The following is a 12634-nucleotide window of genomic DNA, read 5'->3' on the forward strand; positions in this document are numbered from 1 at the left end:
TAGCTACCCAAGGTTGTATTTACCGAAAGATCAGCGCGTCAAGTGTGACGTAAAGAACCCGTCGGACCCGCGCGTTACCTGCCATGCCTGCCGGAAGGTTTCACGCCAGCCCGCATGTTGCGCCAGAAACCTGTCGACAACCGCATCGTTCTCGTCGGCAAGAACCGAGCATGTCGCATAAGCCAGCACTCCACCTGATTGGACCAACGGCGTGATTTGTGCAAGAATGTCAGCTTGGATGACCGTGAGATCTTGCAAACGGTCTTCAGTCAATGCCCATTTACCTGCTGGTGCGCGCCGCCACGAACCGCTGCCGGAACACGGGGCGTCGGCCAAAATGACGTCAAAAGGCCCGTGATTGGCAAGATCTGCGCTGTTCAGGATGGTTATTCTGGCCCCTGCCCGTTCTGCCCGCGCTGGAATATCCTTCATTCGGCGCGCGTTCACATCATGAGCGTATACTTCGACACCCTTGTTGGCCGCAATCGCAAGCGACTTGCCACCACCCCCGGCGCAATAGTCCAAAACGCGCATTCCAGGGCGCAGATCCAAGGAAGCAACAACCGCCTGACTTGCCGCATCCTGAAGCTCGACCAAACCCTGAGCGTATGCCTGGCTTTGCGCAATCCGACGCGCGCCCTCTGTCACCTCCAGAGCGGTTTCACATATCGGCGTTGGACGGGCTGAAATACCGTCGGTCTCCAAAGCATCAATCGCCCGGGTTACATCCGTTTTCAACAAGTTGACCCGCAGAAAAACCGGGGCGCGTTCCTGCAATGCCAATGCGCAAGGAACGGCGGCATCGTTCAAGGATGCGACGAACTTTGGCCACAGCCATTCGGGAAAATCATATCTCTCGGCTTCGGATGCAAAATCCCTTGATACTTCGTTATTTTGAAGGGCTTCGGGCGCGTGGCGGTCGCCGGTAAACAACTCAACAGGGTCTTTACCCGATGCGCGAATGGCGCCGATCATCAGGCCGCGACCAGTTCCGGAACCACCCAACGCAGCAAACGAGCGTTTGCACCGCAAAGCGTCAAACACATGATCGCGAATAGCTGCCCGATCCTTGGAGCCCGCAAACCTGCTGCGCCGCGCCCAGCCGGTCAGCGCCTTTTCAACCGGGGCCCCGGCGAGAATTTCATCCAGAATTTCAATCGAGGCCTGAACGCGGGCAGCAGGTGTCATCACGGATTACCTTGGCTGAAAAAGGCCGTGACAGGCCAATCCAAAATCACTACGGCACCCCGTGCTAGCGTGCCGTATGTCATGCGCAACGGCTTACATCACCCGGTAGTTCGGGCTTTCACGTGTGATCTGAACATCGTGTACGTGGCTCTCTTTCAGACCTGCGCCCGTGATCTTCACGAATTGGCAGTTTCTGCGCATCTCTTCGACAGTCGCGCAGCCGGTGTATCCCATCGCAGCGCGCAAACCACCAACAAGCTGGTGGATCACTGCACTGGCTGATCCTTTGTAAGGAACCTGCCCTTCGATCCCTTCGGGTACCAGCTTGTCATTTGCCGCGTCCTTCTGGAAATACCGATCCGCCGATCCGCGCGCCATCGCACCAAGACTGCCCATACCGCGATAGGATTTGAACGACCGGCCCTGATACAGAATGACCTCACCCGGGCTTTCGTCTGTGCCCGCGATCATCGAACCGACCATGGCGCACGACGCACCGGCGGCAATTGCCTTGGCAAAATCGCCCGAAAACTTGATGCCACCATCCGCAATGACCGGAACATCCCCCGCCGCGGCGGCACAATCACTGATCGCGGTCAACTGAGGGACACCAACGCCCGCCACCATGCGTGTTGTACAGATCGAGCCGGGGCCAATACCAACCTTGATGGCGTCAGCGCCTGCGTCGATCAGCGCCTTGGTCGCCTCGCCTGTAGCTACGTTTCCGGCAATGATCTGAACCTCGTTCGACAGGGTTTTGACCCGTCTCACCGCATCCAGCACGCCCTGAGAGTGACCATGCGCCGTATCGACAACAATGATATCCACGCCCGAAGCCACCAGTTGCTCGGACCGCTCAAATCCCGCGTCTCCAACCGAAGTCGCGGCAGCCACTCGCAGGCGGCCAAGCCGGTCTTTGCACGCTGTTGGGTTCAGAACCGCCTGTTCGGTGTCTTTCAACGTTAGCAGACCTGTAAGTTTACCCGTGCCATCAACCACAAGCAATTTTTCGATACGACGGGCCCGCATCAGGCTTTTAGCCTCTTCCAGATCGGCGGGTTCTTTCAGCATTGCCAGGTTTTCCGAGGTCATCATCGCCTTGATCGGTGTGTTGTCGGAATTGGCAAAGCGCATATCCCTGTTGGTCACGATACCAACAACGCGGCCATCCGCGTCAACTACCGGGAAACCGGTAAAATTATAGCGCTCGACCAGAGCCTTCGCATCGGCCAGGGTTTGATCCGCGCGCAAGGTAACAGGGTTGTAGACGATACCCGACTCGAACCGTTTGACGCGGCGAACTTCGCGAGACTGCTCTTCTACGGAAAGGTTCTTGTGGATGACCCCGATACCGCCTGCCTGTGCCATGGCAATGGCCATGCGCGCCTCGGTCACCGTGTCCATGGCCGAGCTCAGCAGCGGGATGTTCATGGTAATCTCACGCGTGACACGCGTGGTGGTGTCCGCTGTTGCCGGCAGCACTGAAGATGCGGCCGGAACCAGAAGAACGTCGTCGAAGGTGAGTGCCTCACGAATCTGCATCTGAATACCCCATGCAAAAGCCCGTTTGGCGGTGACCCTATTGCATGGATTGAACCAAAGGAAAAGCCCTTGGAGGCAACTCTGTGGCTCCAGTTGACTATACAGCCGAAGAAAACGACGCATGCCGTGCAAATCGTGCCGCTGATAGCCCTTTCCCTTTGCGCTCAAACCCATATCTTGCCGGGAAAACGCGCGAACACAAAAAGGCATGTCACTCATGACCAACGACCCACTTGTCGTCTTTACCCCGTCCGGCAAACGCGGGCATTTTCCTGTCGGCACGCCCATTCTGACCGCAGCCCGCCAATTGGGAGTGGATCTGGATTCGGTCTGCGGGGGCCGTGGTATCTGTTCAAAGTGTCAGATCACCCCAAGCTATGGCGAATTTCCCAAGCACGGCGTCACGGTGGCCCAGGATGCGCTGAGCGAATGGAACGCGGTCGAGCAACGTTATGACGACAAGCGCGGCCTGAAACCCGGTCGTCGTCTGGGCTGTCAGGCCTCGGTTCAGGGCGATATCGTGATCGACGTGCCGCCGGAAAGCCAGGTGCATCGTCAGGTCGTTCGCAAGGCCGCCACGGCACGCGCCATCACCATGGATCCGGCAACGCGTCTATATTTCGTGGTGGTGGAAGAGCCCGACATGCATTCGCCAACCGGCGATCTGGAGCGCCTTGAACGTGCGCTGCGCGAGCAATGGAAAATTGACGCGGCCACGGCGGACCTATCGCTTCTGTCCAAGCTGCAACCGGTTCTGCGCAAAGGCAAATGGGAAGTCACTGTGGCCGTTCACAAAGGCCACAAGGACAGCGTCGCACGCATTGTCGAAATCTGGCCCGGCCTGCACGAAGGCGGGCTGTATGGGCTGGCCATCGACCTCGGCTCAACTACGATTGCGGCTCATCTGACCGACTTGGAAACCGGCGAAGTTAAAGCGTCATCAGGTCTGATGAACCCGCAAATCCGCTTTGGCGAAGACCTGATGAGCCGTGTTTCATATTCCATGATGAACCCCGGCGGGGATCGGGAAATGACAAAAGCCGTGCGCGAGGCGATCAATGATCTGACCACCTCAATCGCCGAAGAAGCCGGCATTGACACCACGCTGATCGTTGAAACGGTGTTTGTCTGCAACCCGGTCATGCACCATCTACTGCTGGGTCTGGATCCCGTCGAGCTGGGTCAGGCGCCCTTTGCCCTGGCCACGTCCGAGTCGATGTCCCTGCCCGCACGTGAGATGGAACTGACCACCATGAACCCCCGCGCGCAGGTCTATATCCTGCCTTGCATCGCGGGCCATGTGGGCGCGGATTGTGCGGCGGTTGCCCTGTCCGAAGAACCCGGCAAATCCGAGGACTTGGTTCTGATCGTCGATGTGGGCACCAATGCCGAAATCCTGCTGGGCAACACCAGCCGCGTTCTGGCCTGTTCCTCACCTACCGGGCCTGCGTTTGAAGGCGCTCAGATCAGTTCTGGCCAGCGCGCAGCACCCGGCGCGATCGAGCGGATCGAAATCGATCCCCTTACCAAGGAACCCCGCTTTCGCATCATCGGGTCCGAGAAGTGGTCGGACGAAGACGGCTTTGACCTTGATGTCGCCACCACTGGTATCACCGGTATCTGCGGCTCGGGCATTATCGAAGCTGTGGCCGAGATGCGTATGGCCGGCCTTCTGGATGAAAGCGGCCTGATCGGATCGGCCGAGCAGACTGGAACGGCCCGCTGCATCCCCGAAGGCCGCACACACGCTTACCTGATTCACGATGCCAGCGCCGAAGGTGGCCCCCGCATCACTGTCACGCAAGGCGACATCCGCGCCATCCAACTGGCCAAATCCGCGCTTTATGCCGGTGCGCGCCTTCTGATGGACGAGATGGAAGTCGACAAGGTGGATCGTGTGGTTCTGGCCGGTGCCTTTGGCGCTCATATCTCGACCAAGCACGCCATGGTTCTGGGCATGATCCCTGATGCACCGCTGGACAAGGTCACCAGCGCGGGTAACGCCGCTGGTACAGGTGCGCGGATTGCGCTGTGCAATATCGGATCACGCGCTGAAATCGAACGCGTCGTGCGCGAGATCACCAAGATCGAAACCGCAATTGAGCCGAAGTTCCAGGATCATTTCGTGGCCGCCAACGCGATCCCGCACAAAACCGATCCGTTTCCGGAACTGGCGCAGGTTGTCACGCTGCCCAATCCAAGCTTCAACACAGGTGGAGAGAGCGAAACAGGCGGTGGGCGCCGTCGCAGACGCCGCGGTTAGACCAGCATAGGAACGACTCGCAAGTACGCCTCGGGTCGTTCCCCAAACTGGTTTCAGGTTTCGAGACGCACCTCGTCCAGCGACGAAACGCCCATCTGCGCCATGGCAATACTCATTTCATCACTCAGCACAGACGACAGTTGCTCAAGCCCTTCTTCCCCTTCTGCCGCGATTGCAAATTGCAGGATGCGGCCGAAGAAGGCAAAATCTGCGCCGTTTGCCAAGGCTTTCAAAACATCCTCGCCCGAGCGCAAACCGCTGTCGTAAAACAGCGGATATTCCGGACCGACGGCGTTCCGAATTTCAGGCAATACGGCAATCGGCGCGGGCGCACTGTCCAACTGGCGGCCACCGTGGCTTGAGACCTGAATGGCATCGACACCTGCCGACTTGAGGTTCAGCGCGTCCTCTGCATCCAGAACGCCCTTGACCACCAGTTTCCCGGCCCACTGGTCGCGCAGACGGTCCAAAGTCTCCCAAGTCGCCTTGGCCCGGCTTTCCCGTCGATCAAAATCATATCCGTCCATCAGGAAATTCGCCATTTCGGGCTTGCCCCGCAGTAGCGTTGATAGCGACCACCGGGGGTGCAGGGCAAAATCAAGCACCTGTTTTGGCCCCATTTTGAATGGCATCCTGAACCCATGGCGCAATTCACGCGGGCGACGTCCCACTTCGGGCACGTCCACCGTCAGCACCAGCGTTTCGTACCCCGCAGCCTTTGCGCGCTCGACCAGCTTGAACGTACCACAGCCATCACCGCTGAAATACAGTTGAAACCAGGCATGTCCTTCTGCCTCGACAATCAGGTCTTCCATCGGGGTTGATGCGACGGTTGATACCCCAAGCGGCACCTCGTACCGCGCCGCAAGACGTGCCAGCATCAGATCTGCACCGGGGGCCGACAGATTGCACATGCCCATCGGTGCGATGCCAAACGGGCGTTGGGTCGACCTGCCAAAGACGGAACAAGTAAGCGACCTTTCGCTGACATCATTCAGAATTCTAGGGCGAAGGGTCAGCGCATCCAGTGCAGCCCTGTTTCGGGCTGCACCAACCTCGGACCCGGCGGAACCGTCGATATAGTCAAATACCATCCACGGCAGACGCCGCCGCGCGAGGCGGCGGGCGTCCTCGGAACTGTGGATAGCGCTGGATAACATCAGGCCTGTACGGCCTTCATGAACCGGTCGCGGATCACCACCGGATCCATCGTGATAACAGGCATCTTGGCATTTCCGCTTTCGCACTTAGCCACGATGATGGTCATCTGTTTCGAATCCAGCGCTTCTTGCAGCACGCGGCCGGTGTCTTCGGCCTGACATTCGATTACGCGCTCGCATCCTGCGGCTTCCGCCATTTTCGCCAGAGAGGTCTTCTGCCCGGCATACGTCGGCTGATCCCCAGTGGACCCGTACGACCCATTATCGACGATCAACAGGATATAGTTGTCCGCCACGTTGTTGGCGATGGTCGGCAAGGTACCCAGATTGGTCAGAACCGACCCGTCCCCATCGATCACGATAACCGGCTTGGGCTGCGACAAGGCCAGACCCAGACCGATGGATGAGGCCAGCCCCATCGTGCCCAGCATGTAGAAATTGGTGGGCTGGTCGTCGATGGCATGCAGTTCCTGACTTGGAATGCCGATGTTACAAACAACAAGCTGATCGCGCAGGATCGGAGCGATTTCTTTCAGAATCTCAGAACGGATCATTGGTCGCCATAGCCTCCCCAGAAACTGGCATCGGTCAGAATGGCGACCGGTTTATTGCACATAAAGGTGTATTTGAGGATCGTGTCGAGCTCCTCAACATCTGACTGATGGTGGAAATGATAAGTCGGGATATTCAGCTGAGCCAGCAGCGCTTTGGTATGCACGGCCATTTCAACCTGGCAGGCAACCGGTTCGCGCAGCTCTCCGCGATAGGAAATCAGCATCGGCAATGGCATGCGGTAAAACTGGATCAGTGTCGCCAGCGTGTTGATCGTCACACCGATTGCGGTGTTTTGCATGATGATCGCGGGACGCTTGCCGCCCATCCATGCCCCGGCGCACAGGCCCATCCCCTCGTCTTCCTTGTTGGACGGGATGTGATAGATGTCCTCTCGCTGGTCGATTTCAGCGATGACGCCTGCCAGTTGCTTGCAGGGGACGGTGGTGACGAACGAGATATCGTTGGCCACCAGGTCGTCGGTTATCTTCTTGTCTATGTTCATGGTCGGGCTGTTGGTCCTGTTGGGGCGCTTGGCGCGATTAAGGAAATCAGGTTCTGCGGTGCACATGTACAGCGCAGGGGGCATGACGAACAACGCGTGACGCTGTCGATCCCAGAAAGTAGTCGCTTAGATCCGGTTTATGCGAACCTATGACAATGCAGTCCACATTGTTGCTGGTCGCGTAGTCAATGATGGTGCGGGCGGTGTGCCCTTTGATGATTTCGGCTTTCACACCATCCAGCCCGTCAACTTTTTGCAACAAGGCCTGCCTCGCGCGCTCGAACCCTTCGGCTACTGCGGATTTGTCGAGATAGGCGCTGACTGATCCCTGTGGCATTTCGTAGACATGCAAGCCGATGATCTCGGCCCCGTTTTCGGACAAGGCACGCGCGACTTCCAGCGTATGCTGTGAAATGCCGTGATCCAAAGCCATCGGGACCAGAATTTTCTTGTACATGGTGGCCTCCAGTTCTGTCAGGTTTATCCCCAGGGTCTCAGGATAATCTTCGGTGCGGCTACAGAGCCAGAGCGGATATCGCGAAACGCCTGCGCGCCATCGGCCAGTGCACGCTCATCAACCCAATTCAGGGCGCCAAGACGGCCGTCAAAGATCGCCTGAGCCGTGTCGCGGAAATCCTGCGCGGTGTAGGTGTAGGTTCCGATAAAGGTGATCTCCTGCAAGGTCATGCGACGCACGTCCAGACCTCTAGCATCTTCACCCAATCCGACATGCGCGATCACGCCACCCGGCGCGGCCAGGGCCGAAGCGACCGACCGTGTCGCGGCATATCCAACAGCATCAATGACCAACGGGAAAGACCCATTGGGCGCATCCACAAGTGCAAAACTTTCGATTTCCGCCAGATAAGTCCGGCGCAACGCGTTTGGTTCCGCGATTGTAACGTCTTCAATACCCTGCGCCCGCAGGGCCAAGGCCGCCGCAAGGCCAATAGCCCCTCCGCCAATCACCAAGGCGCGGCGGTCCATCGCTGAATGCAGAGCCTCGATCCCCAGTCTGACTGCGTGCCAGCTTACCGCCAGAGGTTCGGCCAGCGCAGCCTTGGCGAAAGGGACATCATCGGGCACGTCGACAAGATTTCTGCCTGGCATCGAGACATATTGCGCGAACGCCCCTTCGCGCGGTGGCATCGAGATGATCTGGCGGTCCGGGCACAGATTCTCGCGACCCGCCCGACATGCCGCGCATTGGCCACAGGTTACCAGCGGGTTGATCGTCACCCGGTCACCGGCGCGGATACCATCAGCTATGACACCGGCTGCCTCGTGCCCGAGGATCAGGGGCGCTGGGCGACGTGCATCATGGCCCAGATAGGCGTGCATGTCCGATCCGCAGATGCCAACCGCCTCGACCCGGATCAGGTGTTCCGATGCGCCCGGTTCGGCATTCGGCACATCGTCAAAAACCATGTGTTCAACACCTTTGTAAACCAGAGCCTTCATTTGGCAGTAAACCCTCCGTCAACCATCAGAACCTGTCCCGTGACATAGTCAGATGCCCGAGAGCATAAGAACAGGATCGGCCCGTCGATATCCTGCATCCGCCCATTGCGTCCGATACAGGTTTGCGCGGCGTTCCGTTCCGCGCGCTTGGGGTCGTCGAACACAGCCTGCGTCAGTTCGGTGGGAAAGAACCCCGGTCCGATGGCGTTGGCGTTTATGCCAAAGGGCGACCACGCCTCGGCCATGGCGCGTGTCAACTGCCCGATCCCCGCCTTGGACGCGCCATAGGCGATACCACCTGGAAAAGCGCGCGTTGTTTGCAGCGAGGCGAAATTGACAATTCGCCCCCACCCCTTTTCCTTCATCGCCGGAACCATCGCCTGGCTGAGGAAGAACGGTGCGCTGAGGTTCAGGGCAAGCGTGGCATCCCACCCCTCAGGAGTAACATCATCCGCAGCCTCACGCGTGTTCACCCCAGCCGCATGGACCAGTATGTCCGGAGGGCCAAACTTGGAAGCGACGGCCTGTGTCAACGCATTTACCCCATCTCGATCTGCAACGTCTGCAACAACCGTTGCAGCGCGCGTGCCAATCTCGGCCTGCATCTGCGCCAATGCCTCGCTGCGCCGGGCTATACCGACAACACGCGCACCTGCTGCGGCAAGAGTCCGTGCCACTTGCCGCCCAAGTCCCGAGCTGGCACCGGTGATACACGCCACCCGGCCAGTCAGGTCAAACAATGAGCGCGGGTCATCCATCGGCGGTCAAGTCGAATTGCTCGTCCGGGAAATACTTTGCAAGACGCACATCTGCGGCACGGGCGTGACCTTCCATTCCTTCCAACCGCGATATCCGCGCGGTCGCTTCGGCAATGGGCTTCGACCCTTCGCGCGTGGCCCTCTGCCACGTCACAATCTTCATGTATTTATGGACACTCAGCCCGCCAGTATAGCTGGCCGCGCCCGAGGTTGGCAGAACATGGTTCGTACCGGTCGCTTTATCTCCGTATGACACGGTTGTTTCCTCGCCCAGAAACAGCGATCCGTAACAGGTCAGCCGTTCCAGCCACCAATCCAGATCCTCAGCCTGAACCGTTAGATGCTCAGGTGCGTATTCGTCGGAACAGGCGGCCATCTCTTCGCGGTTGGAACAGACGATAACCTCAGCATAATCGCGCCATGCGGCCGAGGCGTTTTCGCGGTTCAGTTCCGGCAGATCTGCGATCAGCGCAGGCACCAGTTCCATCACCTTTTGCGCAAGGTCGCGATCATCGGTGACCAGCCAGACCGGCGAGTTGTATCCGTGCTCGGCCTGACTGACCAAATCGGTGGCGACGACATGCGCATCGGCGGACTGATCGGCAAGGATCAAACTGTCGGTCGGACCTGCGATCATGTCGATACCAACCTTGCCGTAAAGGATGCGCTTGGCTTCGGCCACGAACTGATTGCCGGGGCCCACAAGGATGTTGGCGCGCGGTAGACCAAACAGGCCGTAGGTCATGGCGGCAACACCCTGCACGCCCCCCATGGCCAGAATGCTGTCGGCCCCGCAGATATGCGCCGCATAAACGATGGCAGGCGCAACCCCTTCGCCAGGGCGCGGAGGCGAGCACGCTGTGATGTGGCGACATCCCGCAACTTTCGCTGTGGTCACTGTCATGATCGCACTGGCGATGTGGCTGTATCGCCCCCCTGGCACGTAACACCCTGCAGCATCCACTGGAATTGCCTTCTGCCCGGCAATGAAGCCCGGAACGATCTCGGTCTGAACGTCAGATACGGTCGCTTTCTGCGTCTCGGCAAAGCGCCGAACATTGTCGTGGGCGAAACGGATGTCGGCTTTCAACTTTTCGGAAACTTTTGCACAGGCGGCCTCAATCTCAGCCGGGGTCAGCAAGACATTCCCTTCGTACTTGTCGAACTTGGCGGCGTATTCTCTTGCCTTTGCATCACCGCCCGCCTCGATATCGGTCAGAATTGTCTTCACCGTATCATGCACCTCTGAGGCGTGTGATTGAGCCGTTAAAGTTGCCTTTTTCAGATATTCACGAGGCATGTTCAGCAGGTCCTATTGGTAGATTTCAGGTAGCAATGTTGTCGACACGGCTGGCACGTAGGCGATCAGGATCACCACGATCAGCATGGTCAATACGAAAGGCACGGCTCGGGCGGCAATCTTCAGAATGGATTCACCGGTAATGCCAGATACGACGAACAGGTTCAGCCCCAGCGGCGGGGTGATAAAACCCACTCCCAGCGCGGTGATCATCATGATGCAGAACTGTATCTCGTTCATGCCGATATTGTCCGCCAGTGGTTTCAGGATAGGTGCCAGGATGACGATATTCGGCGTCGTCTCCATGACGCAGCCCGCTGCGATCAGGATGCCGATCATCAACAGGATCAGCAGATATGGGTCGTCTGTCAGCGAGGTCACCGAAGTGACAAACCCCTGAGGAACACCCATGATCGCCAGCGCCTCGGCCAGCGGAGCGGAAAACGCGATGATCGGCAGGATCACCCCGTTCACCTTTGCAGAGCTGACCAGCATCGACGGAAAATCCGCCAATGTCAGCGTACGCAGGATGAAGCCCATGATGATGGTGACGACAACAGCCGTGGCACCAGCCTCAGTCGGCGTAAGTCGGCCCGAAAAGATGCCATAAAAGATAATCCCAGGCACGATAAAGGCATACCAGCCAGACCTGAGCGCCTTGCCCAGATTGGCCAACCACTCCCCCATGGTCATCATGCCGCCGCCTTCGTATGCATAAAGGCGGTTCATGATGATATTGGTGATCAGGATCGACACCAGGATAGCCAGACCCGGGATCAGGGCGGCCAGAAAAAGAGTCGATGCGGAAATACCCAGCACAAGGCCGATGATGATATAGGCAATCGAGGGCGGTATCAGGATGCCGGTGCAGGCACCGGCCGCGACCAGAGCACAGGCGTAGGGGCGCGGATACCCGCTTTCCACCAACCGGTTGATGGTCATCCTGCCAACCGCAGCAGCCCCGGCGGCGTCCGATCCCGAAATCGCGGCAAACATTCCGCAGACCAGCACCGTGGCCGATCCGAAGCCGCCCTTGGCGAAGCATGTCAAAGCCTCGGCAACATCCAGAAACTTGCGTGACAACCCCGTCCGAACCAGAACATCCCCGGTCAGGATAAACAGGGGCACGGCAGTCAGGGCAAAAGCGTCGATGCCGGTAAACAGGCTCTCTCCGACAAGGCTGAGTGGAAGGTCACCGGACATGATCAGCATTACGATCGCAGCCGTTCCAATGGCCGCCCAAACCGGTACGGCCAAAGCGATCAGGGCAACAAACAGGATCACCGGCAGATAAAAATCCCAGCCCAGTTCAACAGTTTGATTGAGGGAGTTCCAAAGCATCCGGTCTCTCCTCAGTCAAACAGTTTGTCGCCTTCGAAGACGGGCGTGCCGTCGCGAAGGCATTTCAGATCGCGCAACAGGGATTGGATCAGCCGCCAGATCATCAGGGCAAACCCGGTCGGCACGGCCATCAGGAACCAAACCTTGGAAATCCGCAATCCGTCCGTAACGGAACCAAACTTGGCCGAAACGTGCACGGCTTCATACGACCAGTAGAGTGCGATGATCGCCACCAGGAACATCACCAGATCGCCGAAGATATAAAGCAGTGCCTTGGGGCGCGGCCCGACATAGTGCATGATCACATCGATCCGGATATGAGCGCGCTCTTTCACCGCGGCAGCAGCACCGATCCAAGCCAGATAGATAAAGGAATACCGCACGATTTCCTCGCCCCAGATCGAGGAATAGGCGAATATCTCGCGCCGCAGCACCTCGATGGCCATGGTGATCACCAGCATCACGTAGAACACCAGCAGCAACCAGCGTTCTGCGTTTCGGTCAATGTTCTGAAGAACGGTCATCTGATCCTCCGGCGATGGGACAGCCCGGTCCGTACCTGCC

12 protein-coding genes are annotated in these 12634 nt (G+C 58.4%); 1 reads left to right on the plus strand and 11 read right to left on the minus strand.

Annotated elements, in window-relative coordinates; genetic code table 11:
* Positions 1-30 precede the first annotated feature (30 nt).
* The gene (locus ACR0AD_RS04380) at positions 31-1188 is read right to left on the minus strand and encodes an RsmB/NOP family class I SAM-dependent RNA methyltransferase (protein ID WP_480485598.1); all 1158 of its coding nucleotides are present in this window, start codon (positions 1186-1188) and stop codon (positions 31-33) included.
* Between the two features lie 93 nt (positions 1189-1281).
* Complete coding sequence (guaB, locus tag ACR0AD_RS04385) at positions 1282-2730, minus strand: IMP dehydrogenase (RefSeq protein ID WP_480485596.1); 1449 nt, start codon at positions 2728-2730, stop codon at positions 1282-1284.
* A gap of 217 nt (positions 2731-2947) precedes the next feature.
* On the opposite strand from guaB, the gene ACR0AD_RS04390 reads away from it, so the two are divergent.
* A complete protein-coding gene (locus tag ACR0AD_RS04390) occupies positions 2948-4993 on the plus strand; it encodes an ASKHA domain-containing protein (protein ID WP_480485594.1) in 2046 nt (681 codons plus the stop codon).
* Positions 4994-5046: 53 nt separating this feature from the next.
* Here the strand turns inward: ACR0AD_RS04390 and ACR0AD_RS04395 are convergent, their stop codons facing one another.
* Genes ACR0AD_RS04395 through ACR0AD_RS04435 form a run of 9 tightly spaced genes read right to left on the minus strand, consistent with a single transcriptional unit; the run spans position 5047 to position 12594 of the window.
* On the minus strand, positions 5047-6153 hold the full coding sequence (locus ACR0AD_RS04395; RefSeq protein ID WP_480485593.1) for an alpha-hydroxy acid oxidase: 1107 nt from the start codon (positions 6151-6153) through the stop codon (positions 5047-5049).
* Positions 6153-6707, minus strand: coding sequence for a sulfopyruvate decarboxylase subunit beta (comE, locus tag ACR0AD_RS04400; RefSeq protein WP_209503877.1), 555 nt, complete (start codon positions 6705-6707; stop codon positions 6153-6155). Before comE ends, ACR0AD_RS04395 begins: the two co-directional genes overlap by 1 nt.
* Positions 6704-7210 carry a sulfopyruvate decarboxylase subunit alpha gene (gene comD, locus ACR0AD_RS04405; protein WP_209503876.1) on the minus strand — a complete coding sequence of 169 codons (507 nt, stop codon included), beginning with the start codon at positions 7208-7210 and terminating at the stop codon, positions 6704-6706. The genes comE and comD overlap by 4 nt, the downstream gene beginning before the upstream one ends.
* 46 nt (positions 7211-7256) lie before the next feature.
* A complete protein-coding gene (locus ACR0AD_RS04410) occupies positions 7257-7667 on the minus strand; it encodes a universal stress protein (protein ID WP_480485592.1) in 411 nt (136 codons plus the stop codon).
* Positions 7668-7690: 23 nt separating this feature from the next.
* The gene (locus ACR0AD_RS04415; RefSeq protein WP_480485590.1) at positions 7691-8671 is read right to left on the minus strand and encodes an alcohol dehydrogenase catalytic domain-containing protein; all 981 of its coding nucleotides are present in this window, start codon (positions 8669-8671) and stop codon (positions 7691-7693) included.
* Entirely contained in the window at positions 8668-9429 is a 762-nt protein-coding gene (locus ACR0AD_RS04420) for an SDR family NAD(P)-dependent oxidoreductase (protein ID WP_480480852.1), read from the minus strand. Before ACR0AD_RS04420 ends, ACR0AD_RS04415 begins: the two co-directional genes overlap by 4 nt.
* A complete protein-coding gene (gene hisD / locus ACR0AD_RS04425) occupies positions 9422-10729 on the minus strand; it encodes a histidinol dehydrogenase (RefSeq protein WP_480485588.1) in 1308 nt (435 codons plus the stop codon). The genes ACR0AD_RS04420 and hisD overlap by 8 nt, the downstream gene beginning before the upstream one ends.
* A gap of 12 nt (positions 10730-10741) precedes the next feature.
* Positions 10742-12070 carry a TRAP transporter large permease gene (locus ACR0AD_RS04430; protein WP_267366028.1) on the minus strand — a complete coding sequence of 443 codons (1329 nt, stop codon included), beginning with the start codon at positions 12068-12070 and terminating at the stop codon, positions 10742-10744.
* An 11-nt stretch (positions 12071-12081) separates the two neighbouring features.
* Entirely contained in the window at positions 12082-12594 is a 513-nt protein-coding gene (locus ACR0AD_RS04435; RefSeq protein ID WP_209503870.1) for a TRAP transporter small permease, read from the minus strand.
* Positions 12595-12634 lie beyond the last annotated feature (40 nt).

Source organism: Ruegeria sp. BH8, from assembly GCF_056538065.1.